Origin of the sequence: Mucilaginibacter terrae (genome assembly GCF_031951985.1) — a bacterium.
GTDB classification, from domain to species: Bacteria; Bacteroidota; Bacteroidia; order Sphingobacteriales; family Sphingobacteriaceae; genus Mucilaginibacter; species Mucilaginibacter terrae_A.
Genome location: NZ_JAVLVU010000001.1, coordinates 3,227,678 through 3,250,705, shown reverse-complemented (window position 1 = coordinate 3,250,705; position 23,028 = coordinate 3,227,678). Strand labels below are relative to the sequence as shown.

Genomic DNA, 23,028 nt, shown 5'->3' with positions numbered 1-23,028 from the left:
CATAATATGAACTATCAGGAAAAACTGGCCGGCATACGCCAGGCCATGAAAAACGATGGCGTTGATGCCTATCTTATTCCATCGTCAGACCCACACATAAGTGAGTACGTGCCCGAGCGGTACAAATGCCTGGCCTTTGCCTCTGGCTTTACCGGCTCGGCGGGTTGCCTGCTCATCACACAAAACCATGCGCAGCTTTGGGCCGATTTCAGGTACTTTGTACAGGCCGAAGAGCAACTGGCAGGCACCGGTTATGAACTGGTGAAACTTAAAGTGCAGCATGCCCCCGAATACATTGAATGGCTTGGCGGACAATTACCGGCAGGCAGCACCGTGGGATTTGATGCCAACCTTATTTCGGTTCACCTTACCGATCTGCTTTTTGAACAGCTTGCGGCTTTTTCGTTCAAATTTCATGCGGCTGATTATCTTGACGCATTATGGGCAAACCGCCCGGTATTGCCATCGGCCCCTGCATTTTTAATTGATGCCGAACACGCCGGTGCAAGCGCCGCGCAAAAACTGGCAGCCGTACGGGCCGGAATGGCTAAGCAAGGTGTTACGCATCACTTAGTTTCGGCACTTGATGATGTGGCCTGGTTGTTCAACCTGCGCGGCAGTGATGTAAGCTATAACCCGGTTGTACTGGCTTATGCGTTAGTAAGCCCTAATAAGGCAACGCTATTCATCGCCCCGGGCAAACTAAGTGACAAGGATATTGACACCCTTCACTTAAACGGTGTTGAAACAGCGCCTTACACCGCCATTGGCGAAAGCTTGGGCTTAATAACCACCGAGGCCAAGGTACTCCTCGACCCCAAAAAAACTTCGTACGCCACGTACAAGCACATACTGGGCGCAGCGCGGGTAGTTAGAAACAGCAACCCGAGCACCTTACTCAAAGCCCTTAAAAACGAGGTAGAAATTACCAATACCCGTACCGCCATGATACAGGACGGCGTGGCCATGACGCGCTTTTTTAAGTGGATGGAAGAGAACATTGGCAAAAGCCATATCACCGAGCTATCTGCAGCACAACAGCTGGAAGACTTTAGGGCAGCGCAGCCCGATTTTGCGGGTAAAAGCTTTAACACCATTGGCGGTTACCGTGCACACGGTGCTTTGCCACACTATTCGGCAACTGCTGAAAGCAATAGTACTTTAGAAGCAGGAGGCTTTTTTTTGGTAGACTCGGGCGGCCAATACCACTACGGCACCACCGACATTACCCGCATGCTGGCCTTAGGCGAGCTAACCGACGAAGAGCGCATCGACTACACCTTGGTACTCAAAGCCATGATTGACGGCTCGACAGCCCGTTTTCCGAAAGGAACTTGTGGTTACCAGATTGATGCCATTACGCGCCAGCCGCTTTGGGAACACGCCATTAACTACGGCCACGGCACCGGGCATGGCGTGGGTTATTATTTAAACGTGCACGAAGGGCCGCAGGTGTTAAACCCCACTAATGTAACCATTGCAATTGAATTGGGAATGATCACCTCTATTGAGCCGGGCATCTATCGCCCCGGAAAACATGGCGTTCGTATTGAAAACCTGGTGCTCACTGTTAAAGATACCGTAAACGAGTTTGGCGAGTTCTACGCCTTTGAAACCCTTACGCTGGCGCTAATAGACCCCGCCCCGATTAAAAAAGAACTGCTGGAAAGTAAACACCTAAAATGGCTGGATGCCTACAACCAAATGGTTTTAGAGAAACTAAGTCCATATTTAAGCCCCGAGGAGGCAGCGTGGCTGGAGCATAAATGCTATGCATACACTATTGCTTAACCAACAATTCGTTCTAATTAAAAAAGGCGTTACCTATTAGTTCAGGTAACGCCTTTTAAGTTAATAAACGGTGAGTTACTCAACCGGCTTAATTACAAAGCTATAAGTGTATTTTTTATCCATCAGGCGATATTGCTTGTGAGGCAATGCTCCCCAGCTATCATCGCCACCTACGCCGCGCTGGGCAAAGTCGATGTTCAGAAACACATCTTTGCTGAAACGTACGTCGGTTGGATGCTGTTGCTTTTTGCTCATACCGGGGTCGAGCGCCTCGGTGCTTACATTTAACGCACTGAAACAGATAGGCTGAATACCTTCAATTTTCAACCCCTTACCTTCGTTGCCGGTTAAGGTTAACCAACGCACATCGGTTTTATAACCACTCTCCTGCGGGCGCACATACCCTCTGAAGTATTGATTCTCTACCTTATCCTTATAAAGCCCAACAAATGCTGCGGTATTACGGTCGCTATAATTTTCAAACGGGCCACGGCCATAGTAAGCCAGATTGCCGTAATAACCAGGCAGCTGCATACGCATACCGAAGCGTGGCATTTCGGGCAAATCGCGGCCGCTCATGTCAATTGACGAGGTTACTTTTACTGAGCCATCGTTTTGTATCAGGTAATCAATAGTGTAAGGTACGCCAATGCCGGTAAGTTCATAAACCACCTTTACGGGTACGCCATCGGCAGTTTGTTCGCCCGCCGTTACGCTTTTCACAACGCGGTTAGCATGCGCACTGCGCCATATACCCAGTTTTTGCGGCATACCGTTACCAAAATCATTATCGGTTGGTGCACGCCAAAAATATGGTTCAGGAAACTGACCCAAAACGGACTTACCTGCCTGCATATAGCGGCTAACGCGGCCTTGTTTTAAATCAAATTCGCCGGTTATACTGCCCGATTCAAAGGTTAATTTATCAGCATCCTTGCTTATTTTCAAAGTACCTGTTGGTTTGATGCCTGCAAAATAATCACCTGCATACTTGAACTGCTCACTTGCAATTTCGTGACCGGCAGGCAGCATTTCGGTTGATGTTTTGGTAAATGCTTTTACCACCAGGTAATACTCGCTGCCCGGTAACGATTTAAACATGGGCAGTTTAAGATTTACATCGGTTTGTGCATGCGGAGCCAAATTTACTTCGAACGGAGCTTCTTTTATTTTTTCGCCGTTACGGTACAGTTCCCACTTAAAGGTATACTGGTTAAGATTGGTAAAATCGAACCTGTTTTGGATATGCAGGTTGCCACCACTAATATTTTTACTGGTGAAAATTACATTTTGGTAAACCTTTTTCACTTCGTACAAGCCGGGATGCGGCATGCGGTCGGGTGTTACCAAACCATTGGCACAAAAGTTTTCATCGTTTTGCAGGTTATAGCCGCCAAGGTCGCCGCCGTAAGCCCAAAAATATTCGCCGGTGCTGGCTTTAGTTTTCATGCCCTGGTCGACCCAGTCCCATATAAAGCCGCCCTGCATGTGCTTGCTGCTTGCAATAATATCAAAATACTCCTGGAAGTTGCCGCTGCTGTTACCCATGGCGTGCGAATATTCGCACATAATATATGGACGGGTTTTATCGGTAGCGTCAGCATAACGCTTCATATCGCCTACACGGGGGTACATAGGGCAAACAATATCGGTATTGGAATTTTCGCCGGCTTGCTCAAACTGCACCATGCGGGTATTATCACGACTCTTTATCCACTTATAGTTTTCGTAAAACACAGGGCCATTACCACACTCGTTGCCTAACGACCAGATAATTACCGATGCGTGATTTTTATCACGCTCCACCAAACGTTTGGTACGGTCAATATGAGCCGGAGCCCATTCGGGCAAATAAGCCGGGTGCTTGCTTTTATCAAATCCGCCTTGCCACTCGGCACCCATACCGTGGGTTTCAATATTGGCTTCATCCACCAGGTACATGCCGTACTCATCGCACAGTTTATACCAAAGCGGGTCGTTAGGGTAGTGACAGGTACGCACGGCATTCACATTAAATGCTTTCATCATCTTCAAGTCTTTCAACATCATTTCTTTTGATGTTACGTGACCTTCAATTTCATCATGCTCGTGGCGGTTAACCCCTCTTACCAGTACAGGCATGCCATTTACCATCAATTGCGCATCTTTAATTTCCACCTTGCGGAAACCAATTTTAGCACCCGTATAATTCACTACGGCACCTTTGGCATCCTTTAAGGCAATAATGCAATCATACAGGTACGGCGATTCACCGCTCCATTTCATCGGATTTTTCACCGTGCCATCAAAATGCACGGTCTGCAGGCTATCAGTACCCAAAGTAACAGGTAATTGCTTGCTGTATACCGGCTTACCGGCCTTATCAAACACCGAAACCGATACCGCAGCTGCCTTGGCCGTATTACCTGCAAACTGACGCAAATTAACATCGGCACTGAATAAGCCGTTGGTATAAGTGACATCTAAATCGGCTTTTACAAAAAAGTCCCACACGGTGAGCTTAGGCAAAGCGTAAAGGAAAACATTGCGTTCAATACCGCTTAAGCGCCAAAAATCCTGGTCTTCGAGATAGCTTCCATCGTGCCAGCGGAAAACCTGTACGGCTAACAGGTTTTGTCCTTTGGTTAGGTATTTAGTTACATTAAACTCGGCAGGGGATTTTGAGGCCTTGGTCATGCCTACTTTTTTACCGTTTACGTAAACAAATGCACAACCAGTGATTGAACCGAACTGCAAAATCACTTCTTTGCCATCCCAATTAGCGGGAACACTAAAAGTTTTGCGATAGGTACCTACCGGATTATTTTCGCCAATAAAGGGCGGGTTTTTGGGGTATGGATAAGTGATGTTGGTATAAATAGGTGTACCAAATCCTTTCATTTCCCAGTTTGATGGCACCGGGATATCTTTCCACTGTTTATCATCTAAATCGGTTCGGTAAAAATCGGTTTGGCGGTTGGCGTACTTATCAACATAGGTAAATTTCCATTTTCCGTTTAACGATTGGTACCAGGGCGATTTGCTATAATCATCGGCCTTTACATCCTGCTCGTTTTTAAAGAGCATAAATGTAGCGTGCGGTTTTTCTTTGTTCTGATCAACCAGGCCCGGATTCTCCCAATCATTATTTTTGGATTGAGAAAAGGCCATTTGGCCGGCCATCATGAGTAAGAGGTATAAATGTTTCTTCATGTGCAATTTATGGGTAGCGATGTATGGGTTTACAAAGCCAATAAAAGTAAGGATTATAGTAAATAGTTAATTTATAAATTTCGGTTAGGCGGGTCAACGCCCATTAAGTGTTTCACAAAAAAGTCGCGCAGTTTGCGGCGGCCATACGGCCCTCCGTCGCTATGCCCCATTCCCGGAACAGTGAGCAGGTCAAATTCCTTATTAGCCTTAATCAGCGCATCAACTACACGGTAGGTCGATTCGGGCGGAACATTCATATCGGCCTCGCCCACAATAAGTAACAGGTTGCCTTTCAGTTTATGGGCATTGGTTACGTTGGATTGCTCGGCATAATGCGGACCAACAGGGTAGCCCATCCATTGCTCGTTCCACCATTGTTTGTCAACCCGGTTGTCATGGCAACCACAGGCCGATACCGCGCAATCATAAAACTCGGGGTGAGACAATAGCGCACCGGTTGAGCTTTGCCCACCGGCCGACGTACCGAAAATACCCACACGGGTAGTATCGAGGTAGCTATACTTGTTGGCCAGTGCCTTCATCCATAAAATACGGTCGGGGAAACCTGAATCGGCCAGATTTTTCCAGCATACGTCATGATACGCTTTGGAACGGTTGGCCGTGCCCATACCATCCAGCATGACCACCATAAAGCCCAGTTCGGCTATGCTTTGCATCTCGCTCCAGGCACGGAAGCTTTTGGGCACAAATGAATCATGCGGCCCGGCATAAATGTACTCGATAATGGGGTAACTCTTTTGCGCATCAAAGTTTGAAGGGCGGCAGAGTATGCCCCAGCAATCGGTTACGCCATCGCGGGCTTTGGCCACAAAAACCTCGGGTAGTTTAATCCCGGTTGCCATCAATTTACTTATATCGGCCTGCTCCAAATCCATTACCTTTTTACCATCAATAGTGCGGTACAACGCCGTAACCGGTGCGGTATTAATAGTAGAATAGGTATCGGTAAAGTACTTTTTATCATTGGAGAAGGTCGCTTGGTGATTGGCTGCTGCCGGGGTTAAGCTAATGAGGTTTTTACCATTGAACCCGATGCGGTAATAGTGGATAAAGTATGGATCTTCGCCTTTGTTCATGCCACTGGCGGTGAACCATACCTCGCGTTTAACGGCATCAATGCTGTCAATACTACGCACCACCCAATTGCCGCTGGTTATGGCATTTTTAATTTTGCCTACCTTGGTATCAACCAAATACAGGTGCCGCCAGCCATCTTTTTCTGATGACCATACAATTTCATCCGTGGCAGGCAAATGTTTCATATAGATGCGCTGCTCGTATATAAACGTTTTGGTTTTTTCTTCGATTAATGTGCGGGCGGTTCCTGTTTGGGCATCAACCTCTATGATGCGGTAACGCTGGTGGCCACGGTCGGCTTTTTCATAAATAAAGTGCCTGCCATCCTTTTCCCAGCTTAAATCGGGCACGCCTAAAAAGTCTATTTTTTCTTCCTTTACCTTTTGTTCTTTGTGGCTGGCTACATCAAACGTGTACATTTCGTAAGATGTAAACTCATCGCCGGGTTGCGCATAGGGTTGTGAGCGCAATTCGCCACGGGTGGTGTTGGGCAACGAGGTTAAAATGTGGTATACCTTTTTCAGCTCACGCGGATCGGTGTGAAAACCTATGAGGTAATGCCCGTTTGGTGCCCAGCGCAACTCGCCAAAAGGTTTTTCTTTGGTGCCGATGGTGCTTAGCTTAACAGCCTCTCCACCGTTTACCGGGCGTATGTGCACGTTATAGTCTTTAATAAAAGCCACCCACTTTTTATCGGGCGATATACTATCGCGCCTACCACGCCAACGGTAAGGTTGAGTGGGTTTGGTAGCAACCAATGTAGCTGCATAAATATTTAGGTTGACGTTATAAAAGCGGTTCTTGTAACGAAACTCGAGCGTGCTGCCATCGGTCAGCCATTTTAAATCGTACAGCACCAGCCTGTCTTTGCTAACCGTAGTGCCGCTTGCTGTGCTTAGTGCCGCCGTCAATTTATCAGCATCGAACGCGGTTTGGCGAGTGCCCTTCTCGGCATCTACATAAACGTATTGTGCGCTACTGTCTTTTGAAACGATGTTACGGTAAATAAATCCTTTGCCATCTGGTTTCCAGGCTGGTATAACGGTGGTTTTAAAAACCGTGTTCTTAACGGCCGAATCGGTCAGCGTGGCGTGGGCATAGTTCTTCAGCATTTCATCGCGCGAGGGGAAATATTGCGCACCCGCACGCTGCTGCGCCGAAGCCGTGCCTGTTAACAAGCCAAAGGCAAGTGAGGCAGTAAGATATAACTTATGTGTAAATTTGAGTTGAGGGTGCATGTTGAAATTAAAGCGGCTTAATTAAAAAACTGAACTCATAATTACCGTAAGGCAACTGGTATTGGCTCATTGGTCGTGAACGCCAGCTATCAATACCTCCTACACCCATTTGTTTAAAATCAATATTCCATTGGGTTTGCGGGCGTTTAACCAAGTCGGCCGCGTGGCGTTGGTGGCGTTTATCGCCATCATCCAAATCACTGTCGAAGTAGTGCAGGGCACCCACGCTTAGCATCGTGTTCGACGTAACCTGCAGGCCTTTGCCTTTACCGTTGCTTACTTTGTACCAGCGCACGCCGGTTTTGTTCCCGGTTTCCTGCGGGGTTACGTAAGGAAAGAACTGCGCATCAACCGTTTGCTTGTACAAGCCCACATTGCTGGCAAAGTTGCGGTCCTGATAGTTTTCGTAAGGGCCGTGGCCGTAGTATTCAATGCTGTTGAACCCGGCCGGCAATATCCACTGCATACCAAAACGGGGCAGCATCTCTACTTTTTTTGATGTATCGAGCACGGTTAATTTTTGGTGAGTTAATAACTCACCCTTAGCGTTAAGGGTATAATCAACGCTCAATCTCGAGAAAACCTCGGGCAAATCGTACTCGGCCTTCACCACAGCCACATTGTTTTCAATGGTTGAAGTCAGGCTTTTTAAAACAGGCTTTTCGGTGGTATTTTTCCATGCTTTGAGCTTGGTTTGCAGGCTTGCGCCAAAATCATTATCGTTGGGTGCACGCCAAAAATTAGGTTTAAGCGCTGCTTTGGCATCAATGTATTGTTGCTTACCCACTTCGTAGCTTGTTAAAAAGCCCGTTTTTTGATCGAACGACACCTTTACACCCGATGAACTGATGGTGAGTTTACCATCGCCCTCTTTCATGTTTAAACCACCCTCTCCTTTTACAGCAATGGCATTTTTATAACTACCGCCCAGGCTTAACTGCTCGGTTGCAATTTCGTAGCCTGCAGGTACTAACGGCTGTGCATCTTTAGTTTTAAACGACAAGTTTAAGAATGCTTCGCCTGCCGGAAGATTTTTTAAAGGCAAGTTGAAAGATGCCGTTTGCTGTGCCCTGACATTTACGTTGGCTAACGAACCTTGCTGCACTTTTTTTCCGTTAACCACTACTTCCCAATCCAGCTTTACATCACTCAGGTTGGTAAAAAACTTTTCGTTGTATATTTCTAATTTATTGCCGCTAATTAGCGTGGTATGAATATCCTGATAGACCTTTTTCATTTCCCAGGCGTGCGGATACGGAGTGCGGTTGGCATAAAAAATACCTTTGGCGGCATAGTTCCAATCGGTTATGGCTTCTTTGTCTTCATAATCGCCGCCGTAGGTGTATACGGTATCGCCCTTGGCATTTACACGTTGAAAGCACTGGTCAACAAAATCCCATATAAAGCCGCCCTGAAAGTGGTTCTTGTTTTTGCGGATGATGTCCCAGTAATCGGTAAAGTTACCTAACGAGTTGCCCATGGCATGGGCATACTCGCACATAATAAACGGACGCTTAGGCTTGGGGTTGTTTTTAACATAAGCCAGCATACCGGCAGGTGTTGGGTACATAGGGTCAATAATGTCCGAGTTCCACTCCCAAATCAGGTTGCGGTAATCGGCCACGGCACGCTCATATTGTATGGGGCGGCTTGGGTCGCGCTCTTTCATCCACAAGTAGCACGAATAAAAGTTGTACCCGTTACCGGCCTCGTTACCCATACTCCATATAACGATGGATGCATGGTTTTTATCACGCTCAATCATGCGCTGGCAGCGACGCAAGTGTGCCTGCATCCAGGTTGGGCGGTTGGCCATGGTTTGGGTAATATCATAGCCCATACCGTGCGATTCGATATTGGCCTCGCCCACTACGTAAATACCATACTGGTCGCACAGGTCTAAAAATACCTCGCTATTAGGGTAATGGCTGGTACGCACAGCGTTAATGTTGAATTTCTTCATCAGCTGAATATCTTTCAGCATGGCCTCGCGGGTAATGGTTTGCCCGGTAACCGGGTCGGTTTCGTGACGGTTTACACCTTTAATAATTACCGGTTTGCCGTTCACCATAAACAGCCCGTTTTTAATTTCAACTTCGCGGAAGCCGACTTTTTGACGGATTACCTCAATTATCTCGCCTTTGGCATTACGCAGTTTTACCACTACATCGTACAAATTGGGTGTTTCGCCGGTCCATAATTTGGGGGCGGTAACTGGTAGGTTAAATGTAAGCGAAGCCGAGGTATCGATTTTAACTGTGCGGGTTAATACCACCCGGCTGTTGTCATTAAGTTCTACATCAGCCGTTACCGACGTTTGTGGTTTACGGTTTAGGGTAAGTGTAGTTGTAAGCGTAGCATTTTTGTACAACGAATCGAGATGAGGAATAAGCTCAACATCGTACAAATGCACCGGGTTGCGGGCCATGAGATAACAATCGCGGGTTATACCGCTTAGCCTCCACATATCCTGGTCTTCAATGTAGTTGGCATCGCACCAGCGCATTACGCGCATTACAATAAGGTTTTTGCCTTTATTAAGATATGGTGAAATGTTAAACTCCGATGGTAGTTTACTATCCTCACCGTAGCCTACATATTTACCGTTTACCCAAACCGAAAGATTTGATTTGGCAGCACCTACGTGCAATATCACTTCTTTGCCGTTCCAGTTGTCGGGTACCACAACCTCGCGGCGGTACACGCCCGTGTTGTTCACATTCATGGGTACCATGGGCGGGTTGGCCGTTTTGTTGGGCATGAGGTAAGTAAACTCAAAGCCCGATGTGGTATAGATGGGAAACCCGTAACCGTTCATTTCCCAGTTACCGGGTACATTAAAGTTTTTCCAGCCGCTATCATTAAATCCAACCGATTCAAAGTTCTTGGGTAAACCATCGGGCTGCTGGGCCCAAAAGAATTTCCAGGCACCGTTAAGGCTTTGATAATTAGCCGATGATTGCCAGCTGTTTTTGGCAGCCTGAGCCTCGCTTTCATAACTGAAGTATGAACTGTGCATTTTCATGCGGTTCTCTTCGGTGTTGGTTTCGTCTAACCAGGCGGGCTTTTGTGCTTTTGCAGGAGTTAGGCAAGCGCATAACAGCAGAGCGCCAATACTTTTTTTTAAGGATGGTAACAGGGGTAGTAGTTGCATAACATTCTAAAATTAGCGCCATTGCAACAGAACATCTACAACAATCTTATTAATGTTCAACAGCATTTTAACCCCCGGCCTTTACAAGCCTGGGGTATAGTTTTATTTCTTAAAAAAGTCCAGGTTCCATTTGTCCATCCACTCAATGGTCAGCTTATCATCTTTAAACTGAATGGGTAGCCACAGGTACCTGCTGTCTTTTAAATCTTTAGGGTTCCACTTATCGGCAATAAAAATGAAAGCATCTTTTTTACCGGCCAGCGGCAGTATGTAGGTTGATTGCCCGCCAAAAGTTTTATCGGCACCGGGACCAACCATGGGGTCGCCTACCAGTGTCCACGGACCAAACAAGTTATCGGCCACGTGTACGCTGGCTTTGTTGGGTGCCCAGCCGGTACAGCCACTGGTAATGAGGTAATATTTATCATGATAACGCATTAAAGCCGGGGCTTCGCGCTGGCGGCGGAAAATTATCTTGTCTTCGGTTGTCGAGGTCAGATAATCGTCGGATAGCTTGGCTATGCGCAGATCCATGTTCTCATCAGACGAGTAAATGTGGTACGCCGAGCCATCATCATCTACAAACAAATTCATATCGCGCGACATGTTGCCGTTTGGCCTGAAACTGCTAATATATTGGTACGGACCAGTAACTTTATCGCTCACGGCTACCATGGCGCGTGCTGCGGCGTAACCTTTGCCTTTAAGCTCGAGGTGCACCCACATCACGTATTTTTTGGTCTTTTTATTGTAGATAACCTTGGGGCGTTCCATTACGCAGCCCTCGGTAATATCGCTGGCAGGGTCTTTTGACTGGGCAAGCGCCAGGCCTTCAAACTTCCAGTTGTACAGGTCTTTTGAGGAGTAAACGTTCACCCCTCCCGACTCGTGCGAACCACGCTTTTCGCCAAACCAATAATAGGTTTTACCCACGGTTAGTATGCCGTTGCCGTGCGCGTTTATCAGGTTACCATCGGTATCGTACCAAAGTTCGCCGGGGGTAAATTCTTTCTTTTTTTCGGGTTTTATATGTTCTGCAGGATGCAAGCTTACGCCCATGTTGGCAGCGGTTAAACCAGCCGTTAGTGCCGATATTAAAAGTATGCCTGTTGCGTATTTAAAAATTACTGTTGTTTTCATTTATCCAGATAGTTTTTTGCTGCATTGCCTGCAGCGGTTTTATTTATTGCCACCCAACGGCTTTATGCCTTTATGAGTGGGCGCTGTAGGTTTAATACTGCCATCGGCGTTAAACTCCAGCTTATCAATACATACTTCGCGGTTGTAGCCTGCCGCATCTCCCATATTGATGCCGCCGGGATACGTAAAGCGGTGGTAAACAATGTACCATTCATCTTTACCCGGTACTTGTATTACCGAGTTGTGCCCCGTGCCGTAAATACCGGCAGCGGCATCTTTACTTAAAATAAGATTGTTGGCCGGGATGGTTATGGGCCCCGTAGCCGATGTTGAGGTTCCGTACCTTACCTGGTAGTTAGGGCTGCGGGTATCATCTTCAGACCATAAAAAGTAATAGGTACCTTTGCGGAATATCACGTAGCAACCCTCGCGGAAGGTTTTATCGGGTGTAATGATTTTAGTAGTGCCTTCTTTTACCGAAACCATATCATCATTCAGTTCTGCAACAGCCATGTAACCATTACCCCAGTAGATGTAGTTTTTGCGGGTTTGCGGGTCGTAAAAAACGGCCGGGTCAATTTGCTGACCGCCTTTAACGCCTTCGGGTAGCTTATCAATCAATGGTTTGCCCAAATCAGTAAACGGCCCGGCAGGGTTATCGGCCACGGCTACGCCAATTTTTTGCGCTGCGCAGAAGTAAAAATAGTACTTGAATTTTCCGTTAACCTCTTTTTCAATAGCGGTTGGTGCCCAGGCATTCTTTTTAGCCCAGCTTACATCTTTGGCTAAATCGAGTATTACGCCTTCGTCTTTCCAATGCACCAGATCGGGCGATGAAAAGGTTTTGAAATAGGTGCCGCTCCAGCCTGTAAAACCATCGCTGGTTGGGTACAGGTAGTATTTCCCCATCTTTTTAGAGAAGATAATGTCCGGATCGGCATATGAGCCATTTAAAATAGCGTTGTGATAATCCTTTACCGAAACAGTATAGGTTTGCGGCTTTTGCCCTGATATAGCCACCGTGTATTTAACCGCTCCCTTAGTAAAGTTTTGTGGCGTTGATGGCAATATTTTAACACCCTGCATTGCGGCAAACTGCGGGTTAAAGCTGCTGAGGTTGCTACCCGGCAACACCTGCAATTGCAATGTTTTGGCAACTGTATCTATAGCTATGTTACGCTGCTTTATGGCTTTCGAACCTATGTTTTGAAGTATATCAGCAGCTTTGCCCCATTTGCCGATTAAAGCCTGCTGCTCTTGTGCAGTAATAGGCAAAACAGTACCGTGGCGCGGGTGAAAGTTCATGCTTACCTCGCTGTCAACCACTTTAAAGTTTTCAAGGTCGATGGTTTTGGTAAACTGATATTTGCCTTTGGTGTACAAATCGTACATTAAAATATAGCCTTTGCCATCGTTTAATTTAAAAACGCCTGCGCCCTCAACCGGGTCAGGGGTTTGTTGTACATATTTATCTTTGAGCACATAGCCTTCGGTCAATTTATCCGAAACAGCTATTTTGATACCCGAGCCCGAGCCTTCTGTTTTAAAGAAGAGGTAAAACTTACCGTCCTTACTTACAATATCGCCATCAATAGTGGCACCATTATCGGGCTTGAAGAACAATTGTTTTGGCTCGCTTTCAAAATCGGTAAAGTCTTTATTGGCGTAAGCGTAATAGATCTTGTCAGGATCGCTACCCGCCCGCATAGACCAGTATACCATATACTTGCCCGTCTTGGCATCATAAATGGTTTGCGGTGCCCATACCCGGTTAACAGCGGCAAACGCCGGAAACCTGGTCGGTACGTGCACCTTGGCCGATTTCCAATTAATCAAATCGGTTGATTTGAGCAGCACCATACCCCGGTTAGAATCCCAGCCATTGGCCGAAACCATATCAGTAGCTACCATGTAAAACGTTTTGCCATCGGCACCGCGCAAAATATGCGGATCGCGCACGCCGCCGGTTGCGCTTATAGCAGCCGATGATATAACTGGTTTATTACCATTTAAAGCCCGGAAGTGGTACCCATCGGTACTTAATGCAAAACGGATAGCTTCCTCATCTTTACTGTTGCCGGTAAAATAGGTAAACAGGTAGGCACTGCAAGCATTATTGGCTTGCTTTTTTTGCGCAAAGCAATTTGCCTGAACCAACAGGGGCAGCAAAAAACAGAACAGTTTACACAACAGATTTTGGGACATAAAACAGCAGATATAGTTAAACAAGAAATTTAAAGCCTCTACAGAGATACAGACCCCTGCTATGGTTTATTGGCACATTACAAATAAACCACAATAACGGTTGGTATGTAAGGGGCAATTTGATAAATAACAGGGGGTAAATTTCCGCTTCTCTTCTTGCCAGGCTATTTTAGTTAAAAACAACTGTTGTAACCGAGCGTGGTAATAAACTAATGGTTTTATTAAATTTTTGTATGCCCGATGGTTTCAAATTATCTGCGGCATTGGCCGATGTAACATAAGTTTGATACTGCTTAACTGTTTTAAGGTTTTTCAACTCCGGTACAATATCTCTAACCTTATCAGTATAATTAATAATCACCATTACCAGCTTGTCTTTTCCACCGGTGAATGCCGCAACCATTACATCTTGCGCTACTTTTACGGCACTTAAGCCATCATTACGGCCGGTGCTTACACGCTTCATACCAGGGCGAACGAACAGGCTGTAGTTGCCCATAGCCCACAGATTTTTGGTGATGGCAAAATCGCCATTGGTATATTCGGCATTGGCGGGTTTTAAAGCCAGCAGGTAATAGCGGGTATCAAACTCAGCGCTACCGGGTTCCCAGGCATTCCATAATTGCCAGGCAGCGGCGTTACCTACAGTTAAATCCTGGTTAATCATTTTGGCTAAAAACAGGGCGCAGTCTATCTGGCTGCGCTTTTCTTTAGAGCCCTCTCTAAAACCATCGCCCAACATCGAATATTCTGATTGCCAGTACTCAATGCCGTATTTGCTCGCCGTATCGGCCAGGGTTTTACGCACAGCAACTATGCTGCTATCGCCCGAATCGGTAAAGTAACTATGCCCGGCAATAAAACGTGGCACATGCTTCAGCGTGTTAAAGCTCAGCTTTGCTGTATCGGTATAAAAATTTTGTATTTGTTTTGATGCCGATGATTTGCCGCTGTACATGTAAGTAAGCATAGCGGCCTCGGTAGTCAATATCTGTGAGCTAAGTTTCTTTTTTTCGAGTGATGCATCAACGGCCGTAATTACCTTGTGTATGTCGGCATTGCTCCAGGGGCTGCCTTCCTGGCTGGCTTCGCCGGGCTTGTTCGACCAGTCCCACTGCGGCTCATTAACCGGACTTATGTAGTTAAAATGCAAGCCTTCTTTATCAAAATGCTTAATTACTTCGGTTAAAAAGTCGGCATATGCATTGTACTTATCAGGTTTTAAATTGGCTTTGTAATCCTTTACGGTTTTAAAGCCACGCCCGTTTTGGTTAAACTGTACTGGTGGCGTGTTTGAAAATGCGATCAGGTTTTCGACCCCATAAGTTTTAGCTTTGCGCAAAAACCATTGATAACCGGCTTGTTTGTTCCAGTCGTAAGTACCATCCGAGGATAAAAAGCATTCTACCCGTTTACGAAAATCTTTTATACCGCTGCTATCGCCCTGTTCGGCCGTACCACCGCCTATATTAAAGCGCCATGCCGAAAGGCCAATTCCTTTTGGGCTGCCATCGGCTGCTTTTGCTTTGCTAAAAAGCAGTTCGGCCATTTTTTCGCGGGTGGCAACCGGCCAGTATTTACCAATCCCTTCCGAAAACCAGCAGCCCGATGCGCCAAAGTTATGAATAGTTTGCGCCGTGTTTTTGGCATCAACCGTAATAACCAACGGCTGCGATGCCGTTTGGGCGTTTGAAGTGTATGATGCAAGCGCCAGTAAGCCAGGCAACAAAAATATTTTATAAACTTTCATAATTTGTAATGATAGGTGCGGCAATAAATGATTTTCTGTGGTAAAAAACAAGCCGGCGAAGCTTTCGCCCGCCAGCCTGAACTATTTATAAAACTGCACAATTAAATGCTTAAAGATTGTACATATCCTGTTACATTGATTAATAACCAATTGCACCGGCACCACCGGTCATTGGCCATCCGGGGTTTTGGTAAATTGGCGAACTATTGGCATCGCCACCGTTACCGGTCAGGTTAAAATGCTGTATAGCAATAGGATTAAGGTAGTGTGCCAATGCCCAGCGGCTGCCCCTGTACGAGTCGGCATTACTGCGTATTTGGTGAGGGCGCAGGTACTGCCCTAATGCCGGGTCAGATACCACACCATTTGCGCCGTAAACAATTTGAGCAGGGGTAAACCAAGAGCGCATTGGGCCCCAAAGTTTAAAGCCTTCAACATGGTATGGCGTAGTAATAAGCTGGTCTAATGCTTTCCAGCGTCTTAGATCCATCATTCTTAATCCTTCGGCCATCAACTCGTTGCGGCGTTCGCGGCGAATATTATACAAGGTAGGACTAATTAATGTTCCGCCCGAATAGGCTCCCCAATCCAGGGTTTCTTTGCTCATATCGGTAGCATTAATGGTTTTGGCAATATCGGTACTCACCTTGGCACGGGTACGTATTTGTTGCCAGTAGGTTTGAGCCTTACCATCAAGTACACCATTGCGCTCGTAGCAGGCCTCAATATAGTTGAGGTGAGCCTCAACAGCCCTGAATGTAATGCTACCTGTAAAGCCCGAACCGTTACGGCAGTGCTGTGCATCATAGGTTAAGCCTTTACGTATGGCGTAACCGGTAGTATATTTTTGCTCATAGCTGGGCTCGGCAATACGCGGTATTGGCTCTATTTCGGTGGCGTGGGTAGCCATATTTAAATTAATGAGCACGTTGCGCTGGCCTGGTTCTTTCAAAAATAGGTTTAACCGGCCGTCACGATCTATGCGTACATCTTTAACATAATCATCTCCTTTGTAGCCACTGCCCGGTGCATAAATAGGTAAGCCATTTGCCATTAAAAAGCTCTCGGTCATGCTACGGGTTAAACCCACTGCATAATTGCCGGCCTGTGCTGCCACAGGTACATTATGCGTTACCAAATTTTGGTTATACTGGCGCCATAACAACACCTCGCTATAGCCCGACATATCGAGCGCGCCAAACATATTGATGTATGGGTTTTCGTTATTTATAGACTCGATAAGACCGGTGTTATTAACAAGTGCAACCTGATCGGCCACGGCCTGGGCTGCGGACATTGATTGCTCTAAAAGGTACTGTATTTCGGCATCGATACTGCCTGAAGCATATTGGTAGTTTGCATTGTAATCCTTGGCACGCCCAGGCCAACCGTTGCCGTTGGGCACAAAAGCTGTGTTTTTAAAGTATTTAAGCCAGGTGCCTTCATATAAAGCCACACGCGACTTTAGTAATTGTGCACAAGCTTTTGAAATACGGTTTTTCTTCCCATCGGGCGACACAGTTTTTAATAGGGTGATAGCCGAATCAAGGTCAGAAAGTACAAAGCGGGTAACTTCGCTATGAGGCCTTCTCTTACTTGCCTCTATCAATAAGGGAAGGTTATCGGCCATTGTATTTTTGATGATCGGAAAATCACCAAATATTTGCATTTTTTTAAAGTACTCGAAAGCACGCAAAAAGTATACCTCCCCGATATAATGGTTAATATTTTCGGTGTTACCTAATATGCCTCCTGCTTTCCATAATGGCACAACCCTTTCAAGAAAGTAATTCGAATTATAAATATTGGTAAACTCCCATGGACCTCCGCTGGCATCAACACGCCATAAACCAGGCATGTATTTATTATCTAATGCCGGTATGGCCATATTATCGGTATTGCCATCGATGCCAAACGTACCAAAAGACCAGTTGGCGTGTGAGGGCAATACCGCAGTGTACTGACCGATAGCATAGGCCGCCAACTGATTTTCTTCTTTCAAATAACTCTCAGGAGTTATGTTTGATGGCGGGGTTTCTTCTAAAAACTTTTTGCAGGATGGAGAAAGCATAACAACTGCTGCCAATCCTAAAAATATACTGCTTTTTATGTTAAATAATTTCATGACCGATACTTGTTAAAACGTTACACTTAAACCCAACGACAGTACTCTCGACAGCGGATACACGCTACCACCTACACCACCATCAACCGTTTCCGGGTCAAACATTTTGGCCATGCCGGTACCGGTCCACAGGTTTTCGCCCGAGGCAAACAAACGGAGGTTTTGCATATGCAGCCTTTTGCTTACCGATGCAGGCAAGGTATACCCTACTTGCAGGTTTTTTAAGCGGATGTATGAAGCATCCTGCAAGTAGCGGGTTTGTGTTTGTTGGTTTTTACCCGTACCAAACAGCGGCCGCGGGTAATAAGCATCGAGGTTTTGACCCATTGGATCGGTTGGGTTGGCGCGGAAATAATCCTGGTGTTGCACCAAACCCATCGACCACCATTTATCGCTTACAGCGCCCCAAAAGAAAGAGCTGCCTTGCCAGTAATCACGTTTCATTACGCCTTGTAAAAAGGCACGTACATCAAAGTTTTTCCATGCCGCGTTAAGATCAAAACCAAAACGGAAACGCGGGGTACTATTGCCTATAATATGAGCATCGCCAGAGTTCCCCTCTGTCCAGTTACCCCAGTCAATTTTACCGTCGCCGTTGTAATCGGCATACATAATATCGCCAGCCGCCCATTGCGAACCAAATACGCTTTGCCCATTAGTTGAAGATGCTAAATGCGCATTCATTTCTGCCTGCGTTTTAGCAATACCTAATGTGGTATAACCCCATATTTCGCCAAGTTTTTGCCCTTCCCTGTATTGTCCAATATCTTTTGTGATATTCAGGAAGCGGGTAACCGTTGTTTGATTATCAGACAAGATGAATTTTACACCGTAACGCAGCCCGTTTTTAAGGCGGTCGTTCCATGCAATTTCCAGATCAAAGCCCTTAGTAACCAAGTCGGTGTTATTGCTTGGTGGTATAGTTGTACCAAATGTTGACGGCAATTCTCCAACTTTACCAAGCATGTTAGCAGTTTTACGGTCAAAAACATCCAACGAGCCTGTTAAGCGGCTGTTTAAGGCTGCCCAATCTAAACCCAGGTTATAAGTTCTAACGGTTTCCCAAAACAGGGTTGTACTTACTGGTAAAGGCGAACTGGCCGTATTAGGCCTTGCATTATTAATTAGCCAGCTACCCGATGCTGTACCTATTGGCATAGTAATATAGGTTGGGTACCATAAATTAGTATTCTGGTTACCCAATGAACCGTATGATGCTCTGAATTTTAAAGTACTGATGGCTTGGGCAAGAGGTTTGAAAAAGTCTTCGCGGGCAACGTTCCAGCCTAACGATACCGAAGGAAACCAGTTCCAGCGTTTATCGGCCCGGAAGCGTGAAGTAGCATCATAGCGCAGGTTACCTTCAATGAGGTAGCGGCCATCATAGTCATAATTAATCCTGCTGAAGAAACCCATGGTAGACCAGTTTTGGTACTGCCCGGAAACTACCGGTGCAACCACAGCGCCACTGTAATCGGTACCCGATGTGGTGTTGAGTGTTGGCAACGATGATACAATTATACCATTACGTTGTGCACTTAAATCACGATATCCGGTTTTTTCGAGCTGGAAGCCCACCATACCTTTAAAATTGTGCTTTTGTAAGGATTTTGTATATTCAGAGTAAGCGTTAATGTTATAGTAGTTTTCTTTAAAACCATACTCGTACACGTTCGATGAGTTTTTGTACACATAAGGGTTGCCCTTTACATCATAGTTGTACAGCATTTGCGAATCCCAGTGACGAAAATCGTTACGGGTACGATAGTTAAGGTCGATAAATGTTTTCCAGCTTTTTACAGGCTCCAACACTAATTGAAACTGCTGGTAAATGGTTTCGGTACGGTTATTATCTTTACCGCCATCGCGCATACCCAATGCCGGAGATGGCGAGCTGAACAAATAACCATTAGGATCGTACAATGGCAATGTTGGCCATCCCTGGCGGCCCAGATCCTGGTAAAAGGTATCGGTTAAATTGGCCGGACGTTGGTAACCCTCACGCAAAAAACGATTAGTGAAGTTGAATTCGGCCCATGAAGATAACTTTGATGATATTTTGGCCGTTAATGAATGGCGGCTGTATACATCTTGGTTAAAGGTCATCAAACCTCCCTGATCGAGCAAATTGCCGGCAAGGTAGAATGTGGTTTTATCATTGCCCCCACTTATGCTTAAACTATGTTCTTGCGAAAACGACTGTTTGCGGTACATTACATCATACCAATCATTATTATCGTTACCATAGGCATAGCCTTCGCCCCAAAAATTAGGATTGTTAGGGGTTGGTATTACCGATGCTTTAAGTGTTCCGTTTTGATAATTTAATATACGCTGCAGATGTTCGGCACTGAAGTGCGGAGCGGTGCCGGCATTCGTACCGGCAGCATTAAAGTATTGGGCAAAGGTATATGAGTCCATCATTTCGGGCATAAGCACCGGGCGGGTTGAACGGAAGCTGTTATTATAATTAACATTAACACGGCCAGCCTTACCTTTTTTAGTAGTAACCAAAATAACACCAAATGCCGCGCGCGACCCATAAATTGAAGCAGCGGAGGCATCTTTAAGTATTGATATTGATTCTACATCCTGAGGGTTAAGCAAATTGATCGAACCCTCCATACCATCAACCAATATTAATGGGCTGGCTGATGCAAAAGTTGATATACTACCTGTGCCCCGAATGTTAATGCTTGGCCGGCTTTCGAGCGATCCATTGTTTTGAGATATATTGAGTCCCGGCGATAAACCCTGTAATGCCTGGGTTACGTTTTGCACCGGCCTGCCAGCCAATTCTTTGGCATCAATGGTTGATACTGCCGCAGTAAGGTTTACCTTTTTTTGCTTGCCAAAACCAACCACAACCACCTCGTTTAGTGAATTATCTTTAGCAATTAAAGTAACGGTGAATACATAATCACCGTTAGTCTGTGGTTTTAAAGTGTTGAGGTTAATAGTTTTAGGTTCGTAACCGGTGTAGGTAAAGTTTATAACATCGGCAGGGGCTGCTTTTAGCTGAAAGGCCCCGTTAATATCGGTTAAGGTACCTTGACCCGAGCCGGCAATGCGAACGCCAACACCAACAAGGCCTCCTAAGGTATCTTTAACCGTTCCTTTAACAGTTACCTGCTGCGCGCTTGCCTGTTTGAACGACAGCATGGCAAGCATTAAGAACAATATCCATACGTTCTTATTTAAAAAACAATGTAAAATTGATTTCATGTAATGAGTTTAAAATTTTCAGGGCATAGGGTTTCAATTACAACATAGCGGGTATGTTGTTAACAGAGAGTTCAAAAAGATTTTTGAGAATTCTAAGTAGGTTTGGAATGAGTTTTCATAAACGGTATTGGATAAGTGTGAATATTCAGAAGTTATTTAGCCAATTTCAGGTTATTTATGCCCTTTATCTACCCGTTTATTGATGAATATTGAACAAAAATTATCCAATAAACAGTACGTTAGATACTGTAGGGCATTTTTTACAGATTGGTTTGCTTGTGTTAAAACTTACTTTTTTTAACACATGAAAAGGAAATTGCCGCAGATCCCGGATTTAACCTAATTGAAAAAAGCTCTTAAAATTTTATTTAAGAGCTTTTATTTATTCCATTATTTGATTTGCTTATGGCGTTTGGGGGGTTAACAACAGAAATTTTAAACTGCTTTAATCCTCATAATGTGACTATCAAATTCATCGCCATGTATTTTGGCTTTGGCCTTAATGCGCATTTTGTAAACGTAAATGGTTTTTTCGGTGTACTCTAAAATATTGGCTACGGCCTGTACATCGGTTATGCCCAAACGCATGAGGGCAAAAATGCGCAGATCGGTAGTGAGAGCTTCATGTTCGCGGGGCCATATCTGGTCTTTTTCCTCAAATAAGGCGTTAAACTCGGCAATAAAATTCGGGAATATCTTCAGGAACACATGGTCGAACGTGTAGAACAGTTGCTCGCGCTCTTTTTTAATGTTAATGTCGGTTACGGTTGCGCGTATTTCATCATACTTTTTGAGGGTGAGTTTGGTTTCAATCGAGTGTTTCAACTTCTCCAACTTGGTAATGTACATGGAGATCGAATCGAAAAAGTGGCCGATGTAATCCTCCTTAATTCGGGCATCCTCTGTTAGTTTGTTATTGGTGGCTTCCAGTTCGGCATTCTTATCTTCAATTATTTTCTCCTGCGCCTGCACCGCTTTTAACTGCTTAAACAATAAAATGGTGATCACTATTACAACCAAAGCCAAAACCGTGATGAGCAAAAAGTAGGTTAAAAACCGGGTACGTTCACTTTCCGAGTAACTGAGTTGCTGGGCGGCCACAATGGGTAATACCGTACTTATTTGCAACTGGCGCTGGCGTGCGCCGTAAAACTCGGCATCGGCCATGGCTTGCTGCAAAAAATCATAAGCATCTTTATTATTGCCTTGCTTGTATAAATGCTCGGCCAGCCAAAGCAGGGCCACGGTTTCTTTGGTGGATGATTGTATATCGCCAATGGCCGCATGTATAAGCAGATCAACTCCCTTTTGCTGATTTTTGGGCAAATACAAGTTGCTTAAGGTAGATGTTACTATAGCGTACTGGTGGCGGTTAAGTTTTTGCCTGAGCAGGTTGTTAAATGTAGTTTCGGCAATTTGCTGCTTCCCATTTTTCAGGGCTTTATATCCCGAAAAATACTGATAATCGTACGACCCGGGCTTACTCAAAGCTATGGCCGAATCGATATACTTATTGGCGAGGGAGTTATATAAAGGCGTGTAGTGCTTATCGTTATTAAAGGCTGCAAGGTCATAGTTTGCACGTGTTAACAGCGAGTAATAATCAAACCGGGCGCTATCGGGCAATAATTGCGGGTTGATGCCTTTCAAATTGTCAAAGGTTTCTTTAAAAAGGCCCGATGACAGCATGATGAAGGCAATTTTTAATTTGGCCTGGTAGGTTTGGCTTGTATTGTTAACTTTAATACTAAGCTTATAAAGCTTATCGGCATATACATAAGCCGAATCATATTGGTATGATTTATACTCGTTGTATATACTGCTGCATAGGTCAAAAAACCGGTCGGCATTTTGTATAGGGGTTGCATTCAGCTGCTTTTTAAGCGCTTCAAGTGTTTGTTCCTTTTGCTGGTCGTATTGCTTTTTTTTGCCTATTTCTTGTTTAAGCTCATCAATAAGCCCGTTGTTACTTTGTGCAACCGCCAACTGCTGCCACGAAGCAACAGCCAGAAGAACCACAAACAGCAATCTCATAACATAGGTGTTAATCATGTGCAAAAGTATGTGTAACTGCTTATTATAACAAATGCAAAACCCTCAACACAAAGTT

10 protein-coding genes are annotated in these 23,028 nt (G+C 45.3%); 1 reads left to right on the top strand and 9 read right to left on the bottom strand.

What is annotated here, in order from left to right:
• Positions 1 to 6 precede the first annotated feature (6 nt).
• Positions 7 to 1,791, top strand: coding sequence for an aminopeptidase P family protein (locus QE417_RS13765; protein WP_311950897.1), 1,785 nt, complete (start codon positions 7 to 9; stop codon positions 1,789 to 1,791).
• A 75-nt stretch (positions 1,792 to 1,866) separates the two neighbouring features.
• On the opposite strand, the gene QE417_RS13760 is transcribed toward QE417_RS13765, so the two are convergent.
• The 9 genes from QE417_RS13760 to QE417_RS13720 form a co-directional block, all read right to left on the bottom strand.
• Positions 1,867 to 4,983 carry a glycoside hydrolase family 2 TIM barrel-domain containing protein gene (locus QE417_RS13760; protein WP_311950893.1) on the bottom strand — a complete coding sequence of 1,039 codons (3,117 nt, stop codon included), beginning with the start codon at positions 4,981 to 4,983 and terminating at the stop codon, positions 1,867 to 1,869.
• Positions 4,984 to 5,054: 71 nt separating this feature from the next.
• Complete coding sequence (locus QE417_RS13755) at positions 5,055 to 7,319, bottom strand: prolyl oligopeptidase family serine peptidase (RefSeq protein ID WP_311950889.1); 2,265 nt, start codon at positions 7,317 to 7,319, stop codon at positions 5,055 to 5,057.
• A gap of 7 nt (positions 7,320 to 7,326) precedes the next feature.
• Complete coding sequence (locus tag QE417_RS13750) at positions 7,327 to 10,473, bottom strand: glycoside hydrolase family 2 TIM barrel-domain containing protein (RefSeq protein ID WP_311950887.1); 3,147 nt, start codon at positions 10,471 to 10,473, stop codon at positions 7,327 to 7,329.
• 102 nt (positions 10,474 to 10,575) lie between these two features.
• Positions 10,576 to 11,613, bottom strand: coding sequence for a glycoside hydrolase family 43 protein (locus tag QE417_RS13745; protein WP_311950884.1), 1,038 nt, complete (start codon positions 11,611 to 11,613; stop codon positions 10,576 to 10,578).
• 39 nt (positions 11,614 to 11,652) lie between these two features.
• Positions 11,653 to 13,818, bottom strand: coding sequence for a family 43 glycosylhydrolase (locus tag QE417_RS13740; protein WP_311950881.1), 2,166 nt, complete (start codon positions 13,816 to 13,818; stop codon positions 11,653 to 11,655).
• A gap of 169 nt (positions 13,819 to 13,987) precedes the next feature.
• Positions 13,988 to 15,568: a glycoside hydrolase gene (locus tag QE417_RS13735; RefSeq protein ID WP_311950878.1), complete on the bottom strand. Its 1,581-nt coding sequence runs from the start codon at positions 15,566 to 15,568 to the stop codon at positions 13,988 to 13,990.
• A 139-nt stretch (positions 15,569 to 15,707) separates the two neighbouring features.
• Positions 15,708 to 17,693 (bottom strand): RagB/SusD family nutrient uptake outer membrane protein, encoded by a 1,986-nt coding sequence (locus tag QE417_RS13730; RefSeq protein ID WP_311950876.1) that lies wholly within the window; start codon positions 17,691 to 17,693, stop codon positions 15,708 to 15,710.
• 12 nt (positions 17,694 to 17,705) lie between these two features.
• Positions 17,706 to 20,918: a SusC/RagA family TonB-linked outer membrane protein gene (locus QE417_RS13725; RefSeq protein WP_311950874.1), complete on the bottom strand. Its 3,213-nt coding sequence runs from the start codon at positions 20,916 to 20,918 to the stop codon at positions 17,706 to 17,708.
• Positions 20,919 to 21,353: 435 nt separating this feature from the next.
• Positions 21,354 to 22,952 carry a DUF6377 domain-containing protein gene (locus QE417_RS13720; protein ID WP_311950872.1) on the bottom strand — a complete coding sequence of 533 codons (1,599 nt, stop codon included), beginning with the start codon at positions 22,950 to 22,952 and terminating at the stop codon, positions 21,354 to 21,356.
• Between the last annotated feature and the right edge of the window lie 76 nt (positions 22,953 to 23,028).